This window comes from Ensifer sp. EB106-03-01-XG145, assembly GCF_058792075.1.
Window position 1 is genome coordinate 30647 of record NZ_JBYTEC010000014.1, and the last position, 22090, is coordinate 52736.

Annotated in this window: 18 protein-coding genes and 8 pseudogenes; 20 read left to right on the forward strand and 6 right to left on the reverse strand. The window is 59.4% G+C overall.

Annotated features, from left to right (window positions below; all coding sequences use genetic code 11):
* Positions 1–799 precede the first annotated feature (799 nt).
* The gene (locus AC3WWH_RS25830; protein WP_113399587.1) at positions 800–1018 is read left to right on the forward strand and encodes a hypothetical protein; all 219 of its coding nucleotides are present in this window, start codon (positions 800–802) and stop codon (positions 1016–1018) included.
* A gap of 39 nt (positions 1019–1057) precedes the next feature.
* Entirely contained in the window at positions 1058–1204 is a 147-nt protein-coding gene (locus AC3WWH_RS25835) for a hypothetical protein (RefSeq protein WP_492377320.1), read from the forward strand.
* Between the two features lie 690 nt (positions 1205–1894).
* Here AC3WWH_RS25835 and AC3WWH_RS25840 read toward each other — a convergent pair.
* The 3 genes from AC3WWH_RS25840 to AC3WWH_RS25850 form a co-directional block, all read right to left on the reverse strand.
* Entirely contained in the window at positions 1895–2176 is a 282-nt protein-coding gene (locus AC3WWH_RS25840) for a hypothetical protein (protein ID WP_058320684.1), read from the reverse strand.
* Positions 2177–2278: 102 nt separating this feature from the next.
* Positions 2279–2773 (reverse strand): YciE/YciF ferroxidase family protein, encoded by a 495-nt coding sequence (locus tag AC3WWH_RS25845; protein WP_058320683.1) that lies wholly within the window; start codon positions 2771–2773, stop codon positions 2279–2281.
* A gap of 195 nt (positions 2774–2968) precedes the next feature.
* Positions 2969–4513, reverse strand: a complete 1545-nt coding sequence (locus AC3WWH_RS25850; protein WP_058320682.1) for a flavin-containing monooxygenase — start codon at positions 4511–4513, stop codon at positions 2969–2971.
* 180 nt (positions 4514–4693) lie between these two features.
* Between AC3WWH_RS25850 and AC3WWH_RS25855 the strand changes: the two genes are divergently transcribed.
* From AC3WWH_RS25855 to AC3WWH_RS25880, 6 genes and pseudogenes are all read left to right on the forward strand, one after another.
* Positions 4694–5122, forward strand: a complete 429-nt coding sequence (locus AC3WWH_RS25855; RefSeq protein WP_245299041.1) for a hypothetical protein — start codon at positions 4694–4696, stop codon at positions 5120–5122.
* The gene (locus tag AC3WWH_RS25860) at positions 5119–6453 is read left to right on the forward strand and encodes a GAF domain-containing protein (protein WP_058320685.1); all 1335 of its coding nucleotides are present in this window, start codon (positions 5119–5121) and stop codon (positions 6451–6453) included. Before AC3WWH_RS25855 ends, AC3WWH_RS25860 begins: the two co-directional genes overlap by 4 nt.
* Before the next feature lie 18 nt (positions 6454–6471).
* Positions 6472–7134 (forward strand): annotated as a pseudogene (locus tag AC3WWH_RS25865) (Fic family protein); the annotation flags it as partial.
* Between the two features lie 446 nt (positions 7135–7580).
* A pseudogene (gene arsA / locus AC3WWH_RS25870) lies at positions 7581–9347 on the forward strand (arsenical pump-driving ATPase).
* Positions 9348–10320: 973 nt separating this feature from the next.
* Positions 10321–11205, forward strand: a complete 885-nt coding sequence (locus tag AC3WWH_RS25875; RefSeq protein ID WP_245299039.1) for an ImmA/IrrE family metallo-endopeptidase — start codon at positions 10321–10323, stop codon at positions 11203–11205.
* Positions 11202–11695 (forward strand): annotated as a pseudogene (locus AC3WWH_RS25880) (DUF4411 family protein). The gene AC3WWH_RS25875 and the pseudogene AC3WWH_RS25880 overlap by 4 nt, the downstream one beginning before the upstream one ends.
* 321 nt (positions 11696–12016) lie before the next feature.
* Here AC3WWH_RS25880 and AC3WWH_RS25885 read toward each other — a convergent pair.
* Positions 12017–13420 carry a helix-turn-helix transcriptional regulator gene (locus tag AC3WWH_RS25885; protein WP_113399764.1) on the reverse strand — a complete coding sequence of 468 codons (1404 nt, stop codon included), beginning with the start codon at positions 13418–13420 and terminating at the stop codon, positions 12017–12019.
* Between the two features lie 125 nt (positions 13421–13545).
* On the opposite strand from AC3WWH_RS25885, the gene AC3WWH_RS25890 reads away from it, so the two are divergent.
* The 4 genes and pseudogenes from AC3WWH_RS25890 to AC3WWH_RS25905 all read left to right on the forward strand — a co-directional run.
* Positions 13546–15138 carry an isocitrate lyase gene (locus AC3WWH_RS25890; RefSeq protein ID WP_113399763.1) on the forward strand — a complete coding sequence of 531 codons (1593 nt, stop codon included), beginning with the start codon at positions 13546–13548 and terminating at the stop codon, positions 15136–15138.
* A 72-nt stretch (positions 15139–15210) separates the two neighbouring features.
* Positions 15211–15387: a hypothetical protein gene (locus tag AC3WWH_RS25895; RefSeq protein ID WP_245299261.1), complete on the forward strand. Its 177-nt coding sequence runs from the start codon at positions 15211–15213 to the stop codon at positions 15385–15387.
* 34 nt (positions 15388–15421) lie between these two features.
* On the forward strand, positions 15422–15955 hold the full coding sequence (locus AC3WWH_RS25900; RefSeq protein ID WP_058324353.1) for a UPF0262 family protein: 534 nt from the start codon (positions 15422–15424) through the stop codon (positions 15953–15955).
* A gap of 55 nt (positions 15956–16010) precedes the next feature.
* Positions 16011–16333, forward strand: a pseudogene (locus AC3WWH_RS25905) (citrate/2-methylcitrate synthase); the annotation flags it as partial.
* On the opposite strand, the pseudogene AC3WWH_RS25910 reads toward AC3WWH_RS25905, so the two are convergent.
* Positions 16321–16416 (reverse strand): annotated as a pseudogene (locus AC3WWH_RS25910) (IS6 family transposase); the annotation flags it as partial. The pseudogenes AC3WWH_RS25905 and AC3WWH_RS25910 overlap by 13 nt on opposite strands.
* Here AC3WWH_RS25910 and AC3WWH_RS25915 point away from each other — a divergent pair.
* From AC3WWH_RS25915 to AC3WWH_RS25925, 3 genes and pseudogenes are all read left to right on the forward strand, one after another.
* Entirely contained in the window at positions 16369–16635 is a 267-nt protein-coding gene (locus AC3WWH_RS25915; RefSeq protein WP_156433209.1) for a hypothetical protein, read from the forward strand. The pseudogene AC3WWH_RS25910 and the gene AC3WWH_RS25915 sit on opposite strands and share 48 nt — an antisense overlap.
* Positions 16636–17012: 377 nt before the next feature.
* Positions 17013–17102 (forward strand): annotated as a pseudogene (locus AC3WWH_RS25920) (IS6 family transposase); the annotation flags it as partial.
* Positions 17103–17105: 3 nt separating this feature from the next.
* Positions 17106–17252 (forward strand): annotated as a pseudogene (locus tag AC3WWH_RS25925) (IS6 family transposase); the annotation flags it as partial.
* Positions 17253–17317: 65 nt separating this feature from the next.
* Here the strand turns inward: AC3WWH_RS25925 and AC3WWH_RS25930 are convergent.
* Complete coding sequence (locus AC3WWH_RS25930; RefSeq protein WP_058324351.1) at positions 17318–18238, reverse strand: LysR substrate-binding domain-containing protein; 921 nt, start codon at positions 18236–18238, stop codon at positions 17318–17320.
* Positions 18239–18350: 112 nt separating this feature from the next.
* Here AC3WWH_RS25930 and AC3WWH_RS25935 point away from each other — a divergent pair, with 112 nt between their 5' ends.
* From AC3WWH_RS25935 to AC3WWH_RS25955, 5 genes and pseudogenes are all read left to right on the forward strand, one after another.
* Positions 18351–19211, forward strand: coding sequence for a transporter substrate-binding domain-containing protein (locus tag AC3WWH_RS25935; protein WP_492377321.1), 861 nt, complete (start codon positions 18351–18353; stop codon positions 19209–19211).
* Between the two features lie 16 nt (positions 19212–19227).
* Positions 19228–19905, forward strand: coding sequence for an amino acid ABC transporter permease (locus tag AC3WWH_RS25940; protein WP_058324349.1), 678 nt, complete (start codon positions 19228–19230; stop codon positions 19903–19905).
* Between the two features lie 29 nt (positions 19906–19934).
* A complete protein-coding gene (locus AC3WWH_RS25945; protein ID WP_058324348.1) occupies positions 19935–20687 on the forward strand; it encodes an amino acid ABC transporter ATP-binding protein in 753 nt (250 codons plus the stop codon).
* 11 nt (positions 20688–20698) lie between these two features.
* Positions 20699–21421, forward strand: coding sequence for an MBL fold metallo-hydrolase (locus AC3WWH_RS25950; RefSeq protein ID WP_058324347.1), 723 nt, complete (start codon positions 20699–20701; stop codon positions 21419–21421).
* Positions 21422–21953: 532 nt separating this feature from the next.
* Positions 21954–22085 (forward strand): annotated as a pseudogene (locus AC3WWH_RS25955) (IS110 family transposase); the annotation flags it as partial.
* Between the last annotated feature and the right edge of the window lie 5 nt (positions 22086–22090).

A 22090-nucleotide genomic window follows, 5' to 3' on the forward strand; every position in this document is an offset into this window, starting at 1 on the left:
TACCGCGGGGGGCCGCTACGGGATCAATCAGAAGACCGTCGCCAAGTGGCGGAAGCGGACCTCAGTCGCAGACCGTCCGATCTATGTTTGGTGTGCGCCTGAAATTTACTGGATCAGAAGCTAAACGCATCGACATTCTTGAGAATGAAGGCGGTATAGTTGCACTTGACCGGGTGCCGTAAGTGGAGCCTGACGGTTGCAATTTGCCTGCCGGTTTCTCGAGCAACCGGGCATCGACAGATTCGGCATCGCGTTCCAAGTGGTGCGTCCGGGCCTGGAAAAACTTGGTTTAGCGCCCGCTCGTTCCCTCTGCAGTCATAGGTTCCCAGAACTCCACCACTTGACAAAATCTCTGATCATTTGGGCAGTTCGCTCCGACGGCCGCGGTTGCCTCGGGCCTCACCACCTTCTCGAACTCTTCCCGGTTGCCTCTCAACGGCTTTGCCGGCGGACGCCTGATTCACGCGGCAATCCAGAGTAACCCCAATTGATTAGTTACTGTTCATAAAATCTTATTGATTTCGAGACGAGCAATTGCAATTATATACTTGAAATTGCGCACCAGAAAAGCACAAGTTAAAGATGAGATCGTGCTGGTTTCATTGCCGCGCAATTCCTCCATTTTCAACCGCGCGCATGGCTTGAACCTCCGTACAGGTGCGGAGGTTCAAGCGCATTGAGGGGCGGTGAATAGTAGTATCTTCGGGCCGTGGCCCAGCATTAGAAAACTCTTGATTTCACAACTTGTGAGTCCGGCCAGAGTCCGCATAGGGTTCGTTGTTCAGAGGGGGCGGTGGCAATGTGGAAGACGGATTGGCCAAAATCGGCGGTGACCTCAGAAACGATTGTCGTGCTTCGCCGGATCTTGCGAGACTGGTGCGACGAGCGCGGTCATCGCGCCGATAGTCAGGAAGGTGGTCGAACTGCCAAATCCCTGATCGGCTGGTATGAATTCGGCGTGACCGACGAAGACGAGCTGGCGAGGCTGATCCGCGACGACATCATTGCTGAAGCCTAAATAGTGGCTGCCATGCGGAGCACTGTTCAGGACCTTGTGATGGGAGTACTTGGCTGGACCGCATGGCATCAAGCCAGCAGGGACGGGAAGTTCCACTGGCGACGCTGGCGCAAAGGTGACTGGGAAATCCGCGAAATGACAGCGGACGAGCAGGACGACGCCCTGATCGACTGGTCAATCAAGTAAGTGACGAAGACGGTTGAGCCTTGGCTGGCTGCCATTGTAGCTCGAACGGGCGAACTGACTGAACGACGCCAACAGCGTTCGCCGGCACAATGAACTTCGAAGCGCACGCGAAGGAAAAACCATTGCGAGTATCCGCAAAACTGCCCTGAGGCGGCCGGAGAGATTCCTACGCGGCATCCAGCCATGAGATCAAACAACACGTCGGCCCCTACAGAGGAGCCTCTGCCATACACGAACAGAGGCTCAGTCAGGCCTTCGGATCGCCCTCACGATAGCCGCATTCGGCAGTTCTGCGGCTGGCGATCCGTTGTTCACGATACGCTCATATAGACCCGAGACAAGGATCAGCACGAGATGAGGCGACTAAAGCCCCTCATCGGGAATTGAAGCCACTGGGCGACGAAAGAAAAGGCCCCAGATCCGAAACGGGTAGAATCCAGGGCCCTCCATCTGAGCGTTCGACTTCACAGACGGCGCCATCTACGGCTGGACCGTCGCCGGTTTCAAGCTCTAACACGTCAGAATTTTGCCGCTGCGAGTCACGGGCCCTTGCCCTCGATCCGAGTCCGATCTCGGATCTTTGGGCGGCCATTGCCAACGTTTCGCAGCTACATCGGGGTGGCGGCCGTTAGCGGCGTCTGGACGACGAAGCGCCGAACATTTAGGATCACTCGCCGGCCCCGGACGCGTCTATGTCAATTTCCCTACCAGTTCCGCATATTCGGAAAAAGAAAGTTTCCGCCCGCTTTGGCTTTCCTGGTTCGCAAGCAGCAAGACGCGGATGGGGAACATCGTAGCCGCACGGTTCGCATCGGACAGCTTACGGTCATCACTATTCTCGATCCTGTTTTCGGCTTCGCCGAGTGCCGCCGAAAGGTCGCTATGCGACAAGATACCCTTCTGCACCAGCGTATCGGCCAGACACGCGACCGCCATGATCAAACCTTGAAGCTGTAGATTTGCGGTGTTCACGCCACGCTCCCGTACACGCTGAGCGCGACATCAAGTTGCCGTGCGAAATCCCGAAGTTCGCTGTCCATACGAAAAAGGGCGGCCGGAGCCGCCCGCGTTTACTCAGGCTGCTTTAGACCGCGCCGAGGTTTTGTTGATCGACGTTACAGCAAGGTTGGTGAGCTTGTTGTTCGTCGCCTTTTCCTGGTCGAGGATTTCGCTCAGAAGCTTGTGAGCCTCGTCGTGACCGAGGTTCTTGGCCCATTCACGCACCGAGCCATAGCGGGCGATCTCGTAGTGCTCAACAGCCTGACAAGCGGCCAGAAGACCGGCGTCCAATGCGGTCCCTTCAGCCTCTTTCATCAAACTGTCCGCTTCCTTGATCAGCCCTTCGATGGCGTCGCATTTTTCGCCAGAGGCCGTCTTGCCGATTGACCTGAAGACCTGCTCGAGTTTCTTGATTTGGTCTTTCGTTTCCGAGAGGTGTTCCTCGGCCGCCTTCTTCAGTTCGGCGCTATTTGCTGCCTTAGCGACCTTTGGAAGTGCCTTTGTGATGGCGTTTTCAGCGAAATAGAGATCCTGCAGCGTATGCTCAAAAATTTCAGCCAGCGTTTTCATGAATTCTCTCCTCGGCAGATGAAATGCAGGGGAGAAAGCATCCAGCGGCCAAATCGTTCCCGCTCGCATGTTTAAAAGCCGGGCAGGCGGGAGCCTTCAAACCTGCCGGGCCGGGTTCCGCCCGTTACACCATCTTAGAAGCACATAACGAGAACAACGATTGCTCGATAGAAGGTCACCTCGCCGCCGCTCTTGTCAGGCTGCTGTTCGTGTCATGCGCGAGCCGACGAGCCGGCGCACCGACTCCTCCTCTGACGTGAAGCAGCCATCCTGGATTGCACCGAAAGCGGCCGCGGCGGCCCAGATCTTGGCGGATGCGCCCAGATCTGCATCGGGGCCCTCGAGCCGGAATGAGACCGGTGACAGCGGCCCGAACAAAAGCGGGCGCTGGAGTTCCGGCCACGCGACGAGATCTGGCTCGACGCCGGCATTGCGCGCGAACATCAAGGCGGCGACGTGCATCGGAAGGCTCGGCTGGCCGGAGCGCATCGCTCGGACCTTCTCGACGCCCGCCCACATCGTCTCTAGTGAGGGCAAGGGCTGCCGCCCTGCAAAGCAATAGGCGATCCAACGCGCCTGCAGTTCGAGGACCGGAAAATAGGGGCCGATGAGGTCGTAAAGACCGAGGAAGGCAAGCCTCGGAAGGTCCGGGTGGAACGTGTGGTCGTGGAGGTCGAGATGGTTACCATCGTGGCCGATCGTCTCGGAGATCTCCCTGCTTAGCCAGGGGAGCGACAGGCGATAGCCGGTACCGAACAGCAGGCCATCCGCCTCGAAGGCCGAACCGTCCGAGAAGCGGACCGTTCGGCCTTCGAGGCTTTCGATCCAGGGGCGCACCGCGATCCGGCCCTCCGCCACTGCCGGAAGAAAGTTCTGCGATTGTGAAATGCCGGCCGCGAAGATGTTCTCGGCTGCCGCCGGTGCACCGAACTGGTCCGGCCGACCGGCGGCCTTCACGACGGTGGACTTCATGCCCGCCGCCAGTTCTTCCGGGGGGAGGACCTCCCCAAGAAGGGCTGCCGCGCGGGTGAACATCACATGGTCGGTCGGGACCCCGGCAATTATCTTCGGCAGGACGTAGCGTTGGCGATGGTTGGTCGAAACCACTTCCGTCGCGCCGCCGAATGCTAGGTCGGAGGCAATTTCGAGCGCGCTGATGGAGCAACCGGCCACGACGACCTTTCGCCCGCGATATCGCTCCGCACCGGCATATTGCGCGGTGTGCGCAACCCCGAGCGCGCCGTCGAAGGACTTGAGACCGGCGAGTTCCGGCACGTGCGGAAGATTGTGGCGGCCGGTCGCCACGATTACCTGCCGGAAGATCTCAGCCCGCGTCGTTTCATCGGAAGCCGAGCGGATGAGCCAGCCCCCTTCCGCCGACCGCTCGAGCCGCTCCACCCGGTTGCCGAGGCGCAGATGCGGCAGCAGGCCGAAAGTAAAGGCGTAGCGTTCCAGGTAATTCAGCATCTCCTCCTGCCGGACATAGGCGGGAGTGCCCGGCGCATGGTTCAAGTCGGAAAACGCCGTCGTAATGCGGCTTGTGTTCGTTCGCATGCCGGGCCAGGTGGCGCTGGTGGCGGATGCGGAATTCCACTGGCCGCCGAGGCGTGGCGCCGCTTCGATGATTGTCGGCACCAGGCCGTGGGCGCTGAGCCACCGGCTCGCGACAAGGCCACCGGGACCGCCGCCGATCACGGCGACGGCGTTTTCGGGCATTCTTACTGGGCGATTATCTTGCATGTCGGGCCTCCTGTTTGCTGCCGCTTTCTTTAGCCGGCTCGCGGGAGGCCGTTTCCTAAAAGCTTCTTAAGCGGCGAAGCGGGAATCCTAAAACTTGCCTAATTGCTGTAAGGGTCAAGCCAAGGGGGACCAATACCGATGATCGACGAAAACTTGGCCCGCTTCATAGAAAGCCCGGTGATGCAGATCATCGGGACGGCCGATGAGGCGTTGAAACCCGAAATCGGGCGCGGGGCGGGGGCCTGGGCGTCGGCCGACCGACGCGTGATCCACCTGGTGCTGTCGGGCTGGCAATGGCCGGGAACCGTGGCCAATCTCAAGACAAACGGACGTGTTGCCATCACTTTTTCGCGGCCGGCGGATTACGTCTCCTATCAGATCAAGGGCGAGGCGACACTCCGCGCCGCGCAAGCCGAGGAGATCGAACGCTCCAGCCGTTATCTCGTCGATATGGTATCCACGCTGATGCGGCTCGGAGTTGCCGCAGAGATCATCGCGCCGTGGCTGTCCAACCGCGACGCGCTTCTTGTCAGCATCGCGGTGGCAGAGATCTTCCTGCAGACGCCCGGCGCCCTTGCCGGCACCAGGCTTTGGAGCGCGGCTACGTGACGCTCGGTCTTCTCAATCTCGAGGCTTGCTTCGAAGGAGTCGTGCCGTCGATCATTGCTACCGCCGACGGCAATGGCGTTCCGAATATCTCCTATCTTTCGCATGTCGCCATGGTGGACGGCGATCATGTCGCGCTCTCGAACCAGTTCTTCGCCAAGACATCGGCAAACATCCGGCTCAACCCGCAGGCGGCGCTGGTTGCCGTGGATGCGCGAAACGGAGCCCAGTTCCGCCTGGACCTCGCCTTTGCCTATTCGCTCGACGACGGGCCGCTCTTTGAGCAACTGTCGCGGCACCTCGACGCCACGAGTGCCCAGGTCGGCATGGCGGGCATCATGCGGCTGCGCGGCCTCGATGTCTTCCGAGTGCTCAGGATTGAAAGCATCCGATCGACGATTGAGCCCGAACGAAACCCCTCGCCCGCGCGCGATCGCCTGGTGGCGGCGGCCCGCGTCATCGAAATGATCGCCGCTGAAAGCGATGCCGCCGGCATCGTCGATGCGACGCTCGGCGGCATCCGATCCTGGCTCGGCTTCGAGCACGGCCTGTTCCTCGAGCTCTACGAGGAGCGGCGCCAACTCGTCACGATCGGCAGCCTGGGCTATGCGCCATCCGGTATCGGCTCGGACGTCGAGCTCGGCCAATGTGTCATCGGCGCGGCGGCAGAAAGCGGCAGCATCGTCAAAGTCAGCGACATGAGCCGCGTGCGTCGCCTCAACGCAGCGGTGCGCGACTCATCGAGCGATGAGAACCGCACCCGGTCGATCGTGCTGCCCGGAATGCCGGATGCGATGAGCCAGATCGCAGTGCCGCTCATCGTCGCCGGCGTCGTTCGTGGTGCATTGTTCTTCGAAAGCCGCGCGCGACTTGCATTCACCAAGGCCGACGAGGCGGCACTGTCGATCATCGCCCGGCAGGCGGCGCTGGCGCTCGCCTTCAGCGAGCGGAATTCCGAGGAGGCGGAAGTGGGCCATCGAGCGGTGCAGCTTTCGCCGGCCACCGACAGGACCATTCACGTCGCACATCACCGTTTCGACGACAGTATCTTCATCGACGGGAACTATGTCATCAAGGGCGTGGCCGGGCGATTGCTCGCTTTCATGCTGGACCAACATCTCACGAGCGGACGCAACGAATTCACGAACAGGGAAATCCGCCTGGACAGTGGGCTGCGCCTGCCGGATTTCAAGGACAACCTCGAAACACGGCTACTGCTCTTGCGGCGCCGGCTCGAAGAAAAGCGGCTGCCGATCCGCCTCATCCGCCTCGGGCGCGGGCGGATTGGGTTTGAGGTAGAGGGGCGTGTGCGCCTGAGCCGGGAAGGCGCATGAGGCTCTTCGCGACTTTTTGATCATGTCAGCGCGCGACATGAGGATCTGCCGGAGCTGATTGACGGGCTGACTGCTTTCGACAGGGGAGCGGCCCAGGAACTCGATCCGGTGCTTGCTGCCGCCGCCCTAGCCTTCGGGTTCGTCTACATCCATCCTTTCGAAGATGGCAACGGCCGCCTTCACCGCTATCTCATCCATCATGTTCCGGCCGAGCGTGGCTTCAATCCGTCCGGCCTGGTCTTCCCTGTGTCTGCCGTCATTCTGGATCAGATCGACAACTATCGTAAGGTGCTGGAAAGCTATTCGCGCCGGCTGCTGCCACAGATCCGGTGGAGGTCGACCGATCGCGGCAATGTTGAGGTGTTAAACGAGACGGCCGATCTCTACCGCTTTTTCGACGCGACGCCACATGCAAAATTCCTGTTCGCATGCGTGGCTCGCACGGTCGATATCGACTTGCCGGCACAGACCGCCTTCCTGAGGGCATACGATACGTTCAAGGGCAAGGTCCAGGGGATAGTCGACATGCCGGACCGACTGCTCGACCTTCTCTTCCGGTTCCTTCGACAGAATGAAGGCAGGCTGTCGAAGCGCACCCGCGAAAAGGAATTTGCCGGTCTGATCGACGGAGAAGCCGCCCGGATCGAGGACATCTATGCAGAGCTTCGTCAAGTTCTTTGAAGTCAAGCCTTGTTTATGAGACCCGCGCACCCCCAGCTTGCTAGGTGTACGAACACTTGGCCCGCTTACTCGCGTGATGCGACCCCCGACGATACATTATGCGATCATTTTGGCCCGAGCGTGAACAACCTAGTAACAGGCCAGGGCTCGTGATGAGCAGTTCCCTTCGGCACGAAGCGGACTGTCAATTCGTCGCACGGGGACGGCAGGTTTGCGGCATATGTCCGTTGTAGAGGTCGCCATCACGCTAGCCCTAAAGCAGACTAGCTCCGCAGCGGCGTCATGTCTCCTGCGCGCCATTGGCGGTCATGCCTGTTGCGGACGCGCACGCATCCCGTGTCACAGAGAATGCTGTGCGAAAAAGCTAAGCCTCAGTCATATTGATTGAGGTCGATCAAGGGTGGTTCGGCCTCTATCTCTTAAGCTCCTCTGAAAGTGAGATCGTCATGACCCAGACGCAGCAGATGTTGACCAACCCGACGCGATACCTGTTCTTCACGGGCAAGGGCGGGGTCGGCAAGACGTCTCTAAGCTGTGCGAGCGCGATCACGCTCTGCGACGGCGGAAAGCAGGTGCTGCTGGTCAGCACTGACCCCGCCTCCAATCTGGACGAGATGCTGGCGACGCCGCTCCGTGATATCCCCACCCCAGTCCCATCCGTGCCCGGCCTCTACGCCATGAACATCAATCCGAAAGCGGCCGCTGAAGACTATCGCGATCGTGTATTGGCACAGATGGCAGCCAACGCCTCCGAGAGCGAACGGAACACGGTTCGGGAACAGCTTTCCGGAGCCTGCACAACGGAGATAGCCGCCTTCGACGCCTTTGTCGGACTCCTTGCAGACGACATGTCGACGGTGGACCATATCATTTTCGACACCGCCCCCACGGGTCACACGTTGCGGCTTCTCAGTCTTCCAAAGGCATGGACGGGTTTTCTCGAGGGAAATGATCGGGGCGCATCGTGCCTGGGTCCGCATTCCGGCCTGAAGATGCAGGAGGCGCGGTTCCAGAAAGCACTCGCATGCCTGGGAGATGAGAAGCGCACCCGGATAGTCTTGGTCGCCCGTCCGGACAGGAGTGCTCTTCGGGAGGCTTCACGCACATCAGGGGAACTGGCGGCCCTTGGGCTGAAGAACCAATTGCTTGCGATCAATGGGCGGTTCCGCGCGACGAAGAGAGACGATCCAATCGCAGTCGGGATTGAGCGAGCACAAAGTAGCGCGCTCTCGACGATGCCGGTTGAACTGTCCCGGCTGCCGAGCGACGAGTTTCCGATGCTTCCCTTCGACATGGTGGGTCTCGATGCACTGCGTGCCTTGTTCGCACCTTAGTCACAGGCGTCGACCATCCAGGAACCGGTGGCAGCCGCCCAGACCACCCTGCCGTCGCTTGCGAAATTGATTGACGAGATCGCCGGTGGCCGCAAGGGCCTGGTGATGGTGATGGGAAAGGGCGGCGTCGGAAAGACGACGGTCGCTGCGGCCCTTGCGGTCGGCCTGGTCGAACGCGGCCATGCCGTGCATTTGACGACCACTGATCCGGCGGCTCACCTGTCGTTCGTTGTCGATAGAAATATGTGCGGTCTGACGGTCGACAGGATTGATCCGGCTGCCGAAACCAAACGCTATATCGAGAAGATCATGTCCTCACGCGGACGCGATCTCGATGAGGAAGGCAAGGCGCTGCTCCGGGAAGACCTTGAATCTCCCTGCACGGAGGAAGTCGCTGTCTTCCACGCCTTCTCACGGATCGTGGCAGAGGCCCGCGACGCCTTTGTGGTCATCGACACCGCTCCGACGGGGCACACGCTTCTCCTGCTGGATGCGACGGGAGCCTATCATCGCCAGATGACGCGACAGATGGAGGCAGTCGGGCCTGGCCGGATAGTCACGCCACTGATGCGCCTTCAGGACCCGGACTATACCCGCGTCATCCTCGTTTCCCTTGCGGAAACGACGCCGGTCTCCGAAGCGGCGATGCTGCAGGAAGACCTGCGGCGTGCAAAGATTGAGCCTTACGGCTGGGTGGTCAACAGGACCATGGCGGCGAGTGGCACGCAAGACCCGGTTCTGCAGTCGCGCCTTGCGGGGGAACAGGTCCAGATCGACCGGATCAGACGCAACCTGGCGAAACGAGCCTATATTCTGCCGTTCCAGGCTGTTCCCCCGGTTGGCATCGAAGCCTTGAAACGGCTCTCCGGGCGGGAGTGAGACGACGAACGCCAAGCTCGAATGAGGAAGCCGCGTCGAACCGATGGGGGTTCTCGTTGCATTCCTTCCCGCGGCGGGCCGGAAGCGCTTGCGCCCCTAAGGCTTTGCCCACCTAAAAGCAGAGCCACGATGTCCGCAGTGGGCGCCGATAGCGGACCTCGGCAAACTGCGGCGGTCTGACCGCTCTTGTCTCTTGCATTCGGGATGCAGTCAGTCCGCTCCCGGCCCCAATTGAGACGCTCGGGTCACACTGGCCAAGTGTCCGCTTCTGAGGCTCCTCGGGCGTTCAGATCATAGGTAGTAACGCGAACTCTCCACCCGACGACCGGAAGCCGGCAGCACGGATGTGCTCCTACCCCTCGCCTTGAAGGGATACGAACCCCAAAACCAACGATTTAAGGAAGGCGGCATAAGGCCAGACTACGGACTCGAGTTAGTCTCTGGCCCTGTCGACGCGCTGACCAGCCGCATGCTCGTTGAATTTGGGAGAGCAGCGCCACACATGCCGTATGAAACGGCTTCATCGATGGCGAGCAATCTCCGTCTGTGGTGCTAACAAGCGCGTTCCGAGGCGTAGTTGCCCGTCTCACGTCGCCGCCTCGGAAGCGTTTATTCTTGTGCGAAAGTTTCACATAAGCTTTCGTTACCAAATTCCGCTATTTACGAACTAGCATAATATCCGCAGGCTACGCACGACATGACCGACGCAATGATCAACGAGAAGGTTCTGGCTTGGGCGGTTGACCGCGCCGAGATCCCGCTCGATGTCGTCGCGAAAAAGGTCAACGTGAAGCCGGAGCGTATTGCGACCTAGATCGAGGGCGAAGAGCGTCCGACCTTCCGCCAGGCACAAAGCCTGTCTAGCGCGCTGCATATTCCGTTCGGATATCTATTCCTGAAGGAACCTCCGGAGGAGAAGCTCGCGATACCTGATCTTCGAACTGTTGGCGGCGACCCAGCCGGTAAGCTCGATTTGAACTTCCGCGACCTCCTAAATGACGTTCTCTTCAAACGCGATTGGTTCCGAGACTTCATCCAGGATCATGCCGGCCGCGAACTGGAATTCGTCGGAAAATTCACCGTCAACGATAGCGCCGAGACTGTCGCCGCCGACATGCGAAAGTCCCTCTACGGTGAGGAAGGGCCGCCGCAGACCGGCAATTGGGAAGAGCACCTACGCATGCTCATCGACAGAGCCGAGGCAGCCGGCATATGGGTCATGCGCAATGGTATCGTCGGCAGCAACACCCACCGCCCGCTTTCCGTCAGCCAGTTTCGTGGCTTTGCCATCAGTGACAAGGTCGTTCCGCTGATCTTCATCAACGGAAAGGATGCCAAGGCGGCGCAAATCTTCACCTTTGCGCACGAACTCGCGCACATTTGGCTTGGCGAAAGTGGCGTTTCTAACGTCCAGTTGGGCGACGCGAACTATGGAGTCCACCAGAAGGTGGAACGCAAGTGCAATGAGATTGCCGCGGAGTTCCTGATCCCGGCGGTCGGTTTCCCGGCGCAATGGCGCGCAGCGGATAGCCTGTCGGACAATGCCGACCGGCTGTCTCGCATCTACAAGGTCAGCCGCATCGTAATCGTGCGGCGGGCGCTCGATCTCGGCTTGATAGATCAGGCAGGCTATTCGCGTTTTTACGCAACCGAGGTCGCGCGGTGGAGCGATACGCCAGCAAGCGAGGGCGGGAGCTTCCACAATAACCTGCCCTTGCGCAACGGGCTGCGCTTTACGCGCGCCGTCGTCAATCAGGCGGTCGGCGGAGGGTTGCTTCTGCGGCATGCTGCATCCTTGTTGAACGCTCAGCCGACGGCGATCCTCAGCTATCATAAGAACGGTCGCCTGACGCAATGAAGTTTCTGCTCGACACGAACGTCTTCATTGAGGCTAAAAACCGATATTACGCCTTCGACATCTGCCCGGGCTTCTGGGACTGGATGGATGCGGTCTGTGACGGCGACGTCGCGTCAATCGTCAGTGTTCGTGACGAGATGACCGGCGGGAACGACGAACTCGCGAACTGGCCAAGGACCGGAAGGATGCCGCGTGGTTCCTGGCAGTCGATGACGTCGACACGCAGGGCAATTTCGCCAGAATCGTCCAGCACGTGGCAACAGCCCATTATAGTGAGCCGGCAGTTGCGAAATTCCTCGACAGCGCAGATTCACTGCTGATCGCCAAGGCCCGTTCGATCGGCGCCACCGTCGTCACGCATGAACTGCCGAACCCGGAATCGAAGAAGCGCGTCCTGATCCCGGATGTCTGCCTAGTCTTTGACGTTCCGTTCATGAACACATTCGAAGCGCTCCGCAAGTTCTCCGCGAAGTTCGTTTGGTCGGCCTAACAATCGAAGACCGGCGGCATGCCATACTCGAACCGATAAGGAAATCCGGTTCCCGACGATACATTATGCGATCTTCCTGGCCCATAAGGTGAACATCATAGCAACCAGCCGGTGCATAGTGTCCGTAGAGGCGTTCGAAGCCTATCTGGAAACGCACTTCGTCACGCACAAGAGCATCTGTGCTGACGGAGCGATTTGCGCTCCGTCCTACTTCTCGACAAACCGCCGCTATAGACGTCGCGTGAGCCTGATTGATGCTTCGGCGAACCGGTCGGATATTAGCGGTGCGCCAGGCACCGAGATCCGAAACCACAGGGCCTGTCAGGCATCCGAGAATCCAAACGGCGCCTCGGTTCGCCGGTAGTTGTCGGGAAGAAGCTGACGGCCGATCGGTGGCTCCGATCGAGACGTGCAACCTGTTCTCTGACAGAGCTGGCAGGCAATGCCGATCGGCGTGGGTGCGTCGGCCTGTGGATGATTGCGACTGTAGACCAGGCGATCTGCGTATTGCGCCTCGCAGACGATCGCAATCGCACGCTCGACACTCGGAAATCCATATCCGCCCCCGCCAGCATGGACGGTCCGCGCGATCGAGAAGAAGCGCTGGCCGTCCGGCAGTTCCAGCCACTGAGTTACAACCCGCCTCGGAGTTGTGAACACCTGATGCACCGTCCACAGCGGACAGCCACCTCCGTGACGGGCGAACGGAAAGGCACCGCTGTTCAGCCGCTTTGAAATGTTGCCAGCGACGTCAACCTTGATGAAAAAGAACGGGATCCGCTCCTGACCAGGCTTTTGAAGCGTGGTCAGGCGGTGTGCGGTCTGTTCGAAACTGACGCTGAATTGCCGGGAGAGTACCTCGACGTCGTAACGCCGGCTTTCGACAGCCTTCGCGAACGCCGCATATGGCATGACAATCGCAGCAGCCGAGTAAGCCGCAATCGCCCGATGGGCTAACCGCACCGCATTCGGGGTGTCGAAGTTTCCTTCATCGACCGCCGACTGGATCTCCGGCTCAAGTTCGAGATAGGCAAGCTGCAGCGCGATCTGGAAGTTCAGGCTCGATTGATCGAGCGCCTCGCTAAGCAAAAGCTCCTTCCGGTGCCAGTCCAGACGCCGGAGCGAACCGACCATGACCTCCGCAGGCAAACGGCGAACCTTGAGATTGTGTCGTGCTTCGAGATACGCGATCAGACCGCCTTTCTCTGCAATTCTGGAGGAGAGTTTTTCAGAGGCGGCATCGAGCACCGGAAAAAAGTTCCGCCGCGCGGACAAGAAGCTGCGGACCGCCGTTATCGGATCTCCGGGACCTGCGCCCTCCCCGTTCGACGAATATTGGCGTTTGTCGGCGAGCGCGAACTGCCCCTCCTTGTAGGCGGTATGGAGCCTCAACATTGCTTCGGCGAATGCCGGAAAGCTGTGGGCGACATCGGCGATCTCCAACGACCCGAAGTCGACATCGCTCAGGATCGGGTCCCTCACAATGCCCTGTAAGCGTGTCACCAGGTCAGGGCCGGCGTCATTGGCAAAGTCGGAGAAATCGATCTTGTAGGCTTTGGCGAGACGCAGAAGCGTTTCCGCCGTGACAGGGCGCTGATTTCCCTCCATCAAAGCGATGTACGATGGCGAGATATCGAGATCTCCGGCCATCTCTGCCTGCGTCAATCCCAGATCGCGTCGGAGCCTGCGAAGTCGCGGCCCGAGATACACACCGTGCTTTTCCATGACGGGCATTACAACATTACAAGGAACTCTTGTAAAGTTTGACAACGTGACACCGAAGCCCCTCGCGTTGCACCAAATCATGCCTATGGTTTCCGCAACGCAGCATGACGACTTTCGGAGGAACAATGTCGTATCAAAGCCTTGTGGAAGAAACAGAAAAGCTCATTGCATCGAACAAGAAGTGGACCGGCGTCACTGCAGAAGCGGTGGCTCGGATGCGCCTCCAAAATCGTTTTCAGACCGGGCTGGACATCGCCAAATATACCGCAGCTATCATGCGCAAGGACATGGACGCCTACGACCAGGACCCGGCGAAGTACACGCAGTCGCTTGGCTGCTGGCACGGCTTCATCGGACAGCAGAAGATCATTTCAATCAAGAAGCACTTCGGAAACACGGACCGCCGCTACCTCTACCTGTCGGGTTGGATGGTCGCCGCCCTCAGGTCCGAATTCGGCCCACTGCCCGACCAGTCCATGCACGAGAAGACCAGTGTTTCGGCATTGATCGAAGAGCTTTATACGTTCCTGCGTCAGGCCGACGCCCGGGAACTGGGCATGCTGTTTCGCGAAATCGACAAGGCTCGCGCCGCTGGCGACACCGTTCGCGAACGTCAGCTGCAAAACTCGGTCGACACCTACCAGACACACGTCGTGCCGATCATCGCCGATATCGACGCCGGATTTGGCAATGCCGAGGCAACCTACCTGCTTGCGAAGAAGATGATCGAAGCCGGCGCCTGCGCGTTGCAGATCGAGAACCAGGTTTCTGACGAAAAGCAATGCGGTCATCAGGATGGCAAGGTCACGGTTCCCCACGAGGATTTCGTGGCCAAGATCCGGGCTCTCCGATACGCGTTTCTCGAGCTTGGCGTCGACGACGGCATCATCGTCGCCCGCACCGATTCACTCGGTGCCGGCCTGACCAAGCAGATTGCCTTCTCGGCAAGGGATGGCGACATCGGCGACCAGTACAACGCTTTCCTGGACTGCGACGAAATCGAGCCCGGCCAGGCGCTCAACGGAGACGTACTCATCACCCGCGCGGGCAAGGTATTGAAGCCCAAGCGGCTTCGCTCGAACCTCTTCCAGTTCCGCGAAGGCACCGGCGCCGAACGCTGCGTTCTCGATTGCATCAATGCGTTGCAAAATGGCGCCGACCTCCTGTGGATCGAGACGGAGAAGCCGCACATCGAACAGATCGCCGGCATGGTCGACCGGGTGCGCGAGGTTATTCCGAACGCGAAGCTCGTCTACAACAACTCGCCGTCGTTCAACTGGACGCTCAACTTCCGCCAGCAGGTGTTCGACGCCTGGAAGGAACAGGGCAAGGACCTGAGCGCGTACGACCGCAGCAAGCTCATGAGCGCCGAGTATGACGCGACCGAGCTTGGGGCCGAGGCCGACGAGCGCATTCGGACGTTCCAGCACGATGCGGCGCAGCGGGCAGGCATTTTCCATCACCTGATCACCCTGCCGACCTATCACACAGCAGCGCTTTCCACCGATAACCTCGCCAAGGATTACTTCGGCGATCAGGGCATGCTTGGGTACGTTGCTGGCGTGCAGCGGAAGGAAATCCGCCAGGGTATCGCCTGCGTGAAACACCAGAACATGTCTGGCTCCGATATCGGCGATGATCACAAGGAATACTTCTCAGGCGAAGCGGCTCTCAAGGCCGCCGGCGAGCACAACACGATGAACCAGTTCGCGGCTTGATCGCCACCGCTGAGGCATCAGTGGCAGAGGAGGCGCGGGCCGCCTCCTCTGCCTTGAGAAGGAACCATGATGATGGAAACAATCGAAACCTTGACCATTCCTGAGCCAAAGCGTTCTCGCCCGGTGTTCTCCAACGAGGACTTCGAACTCATGCGGGTTGCCGTCAACTACTACCTGCAGGAGATCAAGGAGAGCCCTGAGGGTCTGAAATACTCGAACCTCTACCATCGCCTTCGGCGCATCGAATGATGTTGCCGAGGGCAGGGAGCCTCTGGGACGGCCGATGACCACTGGACGCAACCACCTGTGCGCCGTTCAAGTTGAGCATGCGGAAGCCCGCCTTGACGCGGTACTTGAACGCGAACAGTCGGTGGCGATCGCAGATTTGCTGGAAAGCAATCTGTTTGAGCTGATCGGCCGCGAGCACGGTCCGTACAAATTGCGACTATCCACCCGCGACGCGAAGCTGTCCTTTCAAATCACGACGCAAGACGACGTCCCGATCGTCTCGCATATCTTGTCGCTTACACCCTTCAGGCGGGTAATGAAGGACTACGCAATGATCTGCGAGGCACATCTGAGCGCGGCATTAGCCTCGGACCCATATCGCTTGGAGGCGATCGATATGGGCCGCAGAGCCGTCCACAACGAAGGGTCGGATCTCCTCAGGGAGCGCCTTTCCGCCTGGATCCGAACGGACCACGGTACCGCACGTCGCCTGTTCACACTCATGGCCGTCCCTTACACACTGAAGGGGTCCATGACCTCATTTACAATACCGCACGTCGGCATCTTGGGATGCTGCCAACCCTGGTAACCAACCTTCCGTAGCCGCTGTCTTCACAGCTGCCAGGCCAAACGGGATTTGAATGATGCACGATAGACGCGCACTTGTAGAGGTCAACGGTCGGAGCGCCGAACTAGAACTCCGATCTGGATCCATCGGCCCCGACGTCGTGGACACCGGCTCGCTCTACAAGCAGACGAAGATGTTCACCTACGAGGCTTCACGTCCTCGGCGTCGTGCGAATCCAAGATCACCTACATCGACGGCGACGAAGGCGTGCTGCTGCACCGGGGCTATCCGATCGAGCAGCTTGCAGAACATGGCGACTTCCTCGAAGTCTGCTACCTGCTGCTCTACGGCGAGCTGCCGACGAAGGCACAGAAGGCCGACTTCGACTATCGCGTCACGGTGACGACCTTCCAGTGCGCCATTGCGCGGATGCGATGAATATGGGTGGCCAGTGCGGATCGTTTGTGACGTGGGGCGACGAATTGAACGCTATGTGGACCGGCATCACCAAAGAGCATCTGTCGCGGATCGCCATCCGGTCGGCCGGTGTCGGTGGCGCGGGCGTCGTCGTCGCGGCAATGGGACGCGAGCGAGCAGCTATCATCGGGGAAATGATCCGTCTCGAAATGGTCAACGAACTGATCATCGACTGGGATCTGGCCAACGCATTGGAGGGGCATGTCGCAGATTTTCTTGCTTAGTAACATTGTTGGCCTTAGAGCCAAGCCCAATAGCCCCCGACTGGATTGATCAAACGGAGGCAGCCGTCGGCACGACAAGCGCCATCGTACCGTTCTGCAGCCTTGTTGGCTGGGGTCCGTGATCAGTTGCGATCAATGAGGTCCGCTGGCCAGCATGTGTGGCGACGTTGAGTCCGCGGACCTCACAGAAGCCTCCCGATTCCCAAATCGCCAGAGATGTGATTCTTGATGTCATTGACGTTCTGCCGCTACACTCAGGACTTTTCTTCATAAACGGAAGTGCCACTCATATTCACATTTCCCGGTGTTGTCACATAAACGCGGCGTCAGTGAATTGGGCATAGAGACGGTGGTATGAAGAGTCCTGCCGCGTAAAGCAGCTTCGTCGCAGGCGACCTTTACGTCAGGATGTGTGGCATCTGGATGAGGTGGTGATTTCCATCGCCGGCAGAAAGCTCTGGCTTTGGCCGGGAAGTCTGCAGCGCTTCATCTCGATCTTCTCCGCACTTCGAAATCTCTTCGTCGCCCCACGTCACAAACGATCCGCACTGGCCACCCATATTCATCGCATCCGCGCAATGGCGCACTGGAAGGTCGTCACCGGCGCGGCTGCCTGATCGCAGACCCCCTGCGTCGAACGCGGCCCAGACATCAAACGTGAAACATCTGCACCTATCGGCAGTCATGGAAGGGGTAGGTTTGAGCGGTTTGCAAGGACCCTCGATGCTTCGGAGATGAGCCATTCGATGAAGTACGCCACTTCTTCGCGGTCACGGCTCGTCTCGGGGCAAACGCAGTAATAGTTGTGGATCGCTGGAACCGACAAGGAAAAAGGCTGCACCAAGCGGCCGTCATCGAGGTCACGCCCCGAGATTATCTCATCGGTCAACGCCACACCGAAGCCGTCTCTGGCGGCTTGAAGGACAATCGCGAAGTCGTCGAAGTAAACTTCCGATTGAGCGGCGATCCCCGTTCCGAGAGCCGCCTGGTATCTCCTCCACTGCGACCCGTCGTCCTCGTGAAGCAGGCGGTGATAGGCCAGGTCGGTTGGCTGCCGGATCGCGGTCGGGCCGCGTAGCAACTGTGGGCTACATACGGGCGTGAGCTCTATGCCGTGAAGGAGCTTCCACCAAAAGCCCGGCCACGGCGGGACTCCGTAGACCACCGCGATGTCGGTCTTGCGCCAATCGACCCCTTCAAATTGGCCAGAGGTGGTGATCCTCAGGTTGAGCGTCGGATTGTCCACGATGAATTCGAACAGGCGACTGGCCAGCCAGGCGACACCGTGGACTTGGGGTATCGATATCGCAAGGGAGCGAATACCCCCGGGATGAAGTCTCGCCGCCGACACCTCCTTCACTCCTGACGTGATCGCGTCCATAGCCTTCGTGACCGATCGCCGCAAAGTCACGCCGCTCTCCGTCAAGGCCAACTGGCGCCCGCGCTTTTGAAAGAGCTCGACGCCCATGGAGAGCTGCAAAGCCTTGATCTGCTGGCTGACGGCACCCGGGGTGACGTGAAGCTCGGCGGCAGCGGCCCCGACGTGCCCCAACCGGGCGACGCTCTCGAACACGCGCAGGGAATTCAAAGGCGGCAGTGCCATCGCGATACTCCGGGAATGCAGACGGATTCGGATCGCGTCTGAGATCGTTTAGTTTTTCTGATCCAAAAATCTCATATAATTTAGCTTGTTTGAATACGCCAGCCGGCTACCAATGGTCCCTGCGAAAAACTTAATAACGGGGAACTATATGACTTTCCTAAAAACCGTCGCTCCGCTTCTCTGCGGCACCCTCCTGTCGATCGGTATCGCATTCGTCGCGCATGCGGCTTCCGATCGTCCTGAATTCGCCTTAGGTGGCACCCTCAAAGTTTGCACAGCGGGCGATTTCCCGCCCATGCAGTATTACCCAAATCCGGGCGACACCGATCTCGTCGGATTCGAGATCGACGTGATCAACGCGATCGCGAAGAAGTGGGATGCGAAGGCGGAGTTTGTCGTCGGTGACTTCAAGGGCTTGCTGCCGTCTCTGGATTCCCAAAGATGCGATCTGGTCGCCAGCGGCATCATGATCACGCCCGCGCGTCTCGAAAAGTACGACGGGGTGCCGTATTTCGGATCGAAGGTCGTCCTTCTGGTGCCCAACTCGGACACCGAGTCCCAGATCACCGACGACATGAGCGGCAAGCGCATGGCCATCGAGGCCGGCACCACCTATGAGAAGACGATCACCAACCTGAACGCTAAGCTCGCCGCGAGCGGCAAAGAGCCCGTCGAAATGCAGACATATCCCTCGGCCTCTGGAGTCATCGAACAAATACTCGTCGGTCGCGCAGCCGGAACGATCACCCAGGATACTACCGCGGCATTCCGCATGCTGCAGATGCCGGAGAAGATGAAGGTCGCCTACACCTACGACGAAATGGAGACCTACGGCATCTACATGCGCCGGAACCCGGGCGATCGCCACCTGGTCAAGGAAGCCATCGAATCTCTCCAAGCAAGTGGCGAACTGAAGCAGCTTCTCGCGAAATGGAAGCTTCCGGAAAACGCCACCGACGTCCCGCACGACTGATAAGGGCGACGTCAACATGTTCGACCTTGAACTCTTTCTGGACGCGCTGTTCGGATGGCCCCTTGCGAAAGGGGCCGCTCTGACCATCGCGTTATCATTGGCCGTGATGTCGGTCTCGTTGGTGTTCGGCACATTGATGGCCCTAGCCGCGGGATCGTCGAACCGCGTGACACGGTGGATGAGCGGGACCTACGTTTGGCTCTTCCGCGGCGCACCCGCGCTCCTGATCCTCCTGTTCGTGTGGAACGGGCTGCCACAGCTCTCGTCCATCTTTCGCGAAAGCTGGTTCACACCTTTCGTGGCGGCGTTTCTGGCGTTCACGCTCTTTCAAGTGGCGTATCTCACCGAAATCCTCCGCAGCGCATTCGCGGCGGTTGGCAAAGGTCAGAAGGAGGGCGCTGCCGCGCTTGGATTCCGCCCGTGGCAGACGTTCATCCTCGTTACTTTGCCGCAGGCGCTGCGGATAGCTGTCCCGGCGCTCATCAACGAATTCATCTCCCTTTTGAAGACAACGTCGCTCGCGACCGTGATTTCGTTGAAGGAGCTGATGACCGTGACCCAGTTTGCCATCTCGGCGAGCTTCCGATTTCTCGAATGGTACGGCGCGGCCTTGGTCTACTACATGGCGATGGTTTCGGTGCTCACCTACGCCCAGCACCATATCGAACGCCTGTTGTCACGCGGCCACCGCTGATCGCGAACCCCTTCAAGCAGAGACCCGTCATGAACCAGAAATCCACTTCCGGGATCGCTATCCGTCTCGACAACGTCAACAAGTCGTTCGGTGCATTCCAAGTCCTACACGACGTGAACCTCGAAGTGCCCAAGGGGTCGCGCATCGTTATCTGCGGCCCGTCCGGTTCCGGGAAGTCGACCCTTATCAGGTGCATCAACCGACTGGAGACGCACGAGCAGGGCGCGATCGTCGTCAACGGGACCGAACTGACCGGCAACATGAAGCGGATCGACCGCGTCCGCGAAGAAGTCGGAATGGTGTTTCAGCACTTCAACCTTTTCCCGCATCTGACCGTCCTCGAGAACTGCACGCTGGCCCAGCGCTGGGTCCGGAAACGTTCGACCAAGGAGGCGATGGAAATCGCCATGTCTTTGCTCGAGCGCGTGCACATCCCCGAGAAGGCGGACTTCTATCCGGGCCAACTCTCTGGCGGCCAGCAGCAACGGGTCGCCATCGCTAGAGCCCTGTGCATGAATCCCAGTATCATGCTTTTCGACGAGCCCACGAGCGCGTTGGACCCGGAGATGGTGAAAGAGGTTCTCGAGACCATGGTGCGTCTTGCGGACGACGGGATGACGATGGTGTGCGTGACGCATGAGATGGGATTCGCGCGCCAGGTGGCAAGCGAGGTGATCTTCATGGATGGCGGACGCATCATCGAGCGCAACACGCCGGATCAGTTGTTCGCCGCCCCTCAGCACGAGCGGACGCAACGCTTCCTCAGCAATCTCCTAAATTGAAGGACGATACGGTGAACAGTTCGACACCTTGGTTCGAGCGGCGGGAAGTCGCGTCTGGCGTCCATCTCGTTACGGAACCGCATGTCCATCCATTCTTCCGCGCGAACCTGTATCACGTGAAGGGAACGGACGCCGACCTTGTCATCGATTTCGGCACGGGGCTTCGCTCGCTACGCGGTTTCTTGGAAATCGAGATGGGGAAGCCGGTCGTCGCCCTTGCGACGCATGTGCACATCGATCATGTGGGCTCGTTCCACGAGTTCGAACGCCGGATCGGCCCAGAGGTCGAAGCCGCCTCGTTCGAAACGATGCCCGACCAAGTCACGCTCGCAGGTTACTTCCGCCAACACAGAGAAGCGGTTTCGCGCCTGCCTTGCCCGTACTGGAGCCAGAAGGACTACGAGATCACGCCGGCCCCGCTGACCGAGGTCGTCTCGGAGGGCTCCGTGGTCGGGATCGGCGACAGGAAATTCGAAGTCCTTCACCTTCCCGGTCACTCCCCAGGCTCGGTAGGGCTGCTGGACCACGCCGACGGGGTCTTCTTCAGCGGCGACGCGATCTATGATGGCGGACTGGTCGACGATCTTCCTGGGTGCGACATCGAAGCCTACCGCCGGACGATGTCACGCCTCGAGACGCTTGAGGTTTCGATCGCATACGGCGGTCACGGCTCTCCGATGTCCCGGGAAAAGATGAATGAGATCGCGGCGCAGTATCTCGCTCGTGGGCTGTAGATATCCGGCGCCCCCCTAGCCACCATGACAGGAGAAAGCTCCATGACCGAACCGTCTTCGCTGGAAGCACTCAGGAAAAGTACGCTGACGCATCGGGCGGCGACATCTTCGATCCGGCCTATCGGCAGCTACTCGTCATAACCGGAGATCGAGGTCGGCCGTAACGTCCGCTTTTGGCAAAGGCAATGTTTGCACTACGACTGAGATGCGGGCGCAAAATCGCCGTCCCAGCTAACGAATTGATTGTCCGCTTCGGGTACTGAATCGCGTCGGTAGTCAAAGTGCACAGGTTTGAAGGGAGCCGTTCTTCATGAGCGCGGCGAATGGCATGTTGTTAGGATGTTCTCGTTTTGGGCCAAGAAGGTCGCATAATATATCAGGCCTTTATCAACATGGGGTAATCGCGGGAGCAGTGCCCTACTGGCTGCTGAACGGATATTTCCACGACGTAGCCAAGGTGGTTGTTCCCCGACAAGATGGAAAAACGGGATCATGGCGCGGGGCCCGTCCCAAGCATCGAACAGGAACAACCATGGAAGAATATGTCGGACTCGACGGATCGTTGAAAGACACCGCGATTTCGGTACGGCGAAATGGTAAGCGGGTATGGCGTGGAAAATGCGCATCCGATCCGCAATTACTGGCAGCGGAGTTGTCACGTTATCAAGC

Excerpts from the sequence above, each read along its gene's own strand:
- AC3WWH_RS25830 (WP_113399587.1), top strand. The coding sequence starts at position 800 with ATGTGGAAGACGGATTGGCCAAAATCGGCGGTGACCTCAGAAACGATT.
- AC3WWH_RS25835 (WP_492377320.1), top strand. The coding sequence starts at position 1,058 with ATGGGAGTACTTGGCTGGACCGCATGGCATCAAGCCAGCAGGGACGGG.
- AC3WWH_RS25845 (WP_058320683.1), bottom strand. The coding sequence starts at position 2,773 with ATGAAAACGCTGGCTGAAATTTTTGAGCATACGCTGCAGGATCTCTAT.
- AC3WWH_RS25850 (WP_058320682.1), bottom strand. The coding sequence starts at position 4,513 with ATGCAAGATAATCGCCCAGTAAGAATGCCCGAAAACGCCGTCGCCGTG.
- AC3WWH_RS25855 (WP_245299041.1), top strand. The coding sequence starts at position 4,694 with ATGCAGATCATCGGGACGGCCGATGAGGCGTTGAAACCCGAAATCGGG.
- AC3WWH_RS25885 (WP_113399764.1), bottom strand. The coding sequence starts at position 13,420 with ATGGAAAAGCACGGTGTGTATCTCGGGCCGCGACTTCGCAGGCTCCGA.
- AC3WWH_RS25890 (WP_113399763.1), top strand. The coding sequence starts at position 13,546 with ATGTCGTATCAAAGCCTTGTGGAAGAAACAGAAAAGCTCATTGCATCG.
- AC3WWH_RS25895 (WP_245299261.1), top strand. The coding sequence starts at position 15,211 with ATGGAAACAATCGAAACCTTGACCATTCCTGAGCCAAAGCGTTCTCGC.
- AC3WWH_RS25900 (WP_058324353.1), top strand. The coding sequence starts at position 15,422 with ATGACCACTGGACGCAACCACCTGTGCGCCGTTCAAGTTGAGCATGCG.
- AC3WWH_RS25915 (WP_156433209.1), top strand. The coding sequence starts at position 16,369 with ATGAATATGGGTGGCCAGTGCGGATCGTTTGTGACGTGGGGCGACGAA.
- AC3WWH_RS25930 (WP_058324351.1), bottom strand. The coding sequence starts at position 18,238 with ATGGCACTGCCGCCTTTGAATTCCCTGCGCGTGTTCGAGAGCGTCGCC.
- AC3WWH_RS25935 (WP_492377321.1), top strand. The coding sequence starts at position 18,351 with ATGGTCCCTGCGAAAAACTTAATAACGGGGAACTATATGACTTTCCTA.
- AC3WWH_RS25940 (WP_058324349.1), top strand. The coding sequence starts at position 19,228 with ATGTTCGACCTTGAACTCTTTCTGGACGCGCTGTTCGGATGGCCCCTT.
- AC3WWH_RS25945 (WP_058324348.1), top strand. The coding sequence starts at position 19,935 with ATGAACCAGAAATCCACTTCCGGGATCGCTATCCGTCTCGACAACGTC.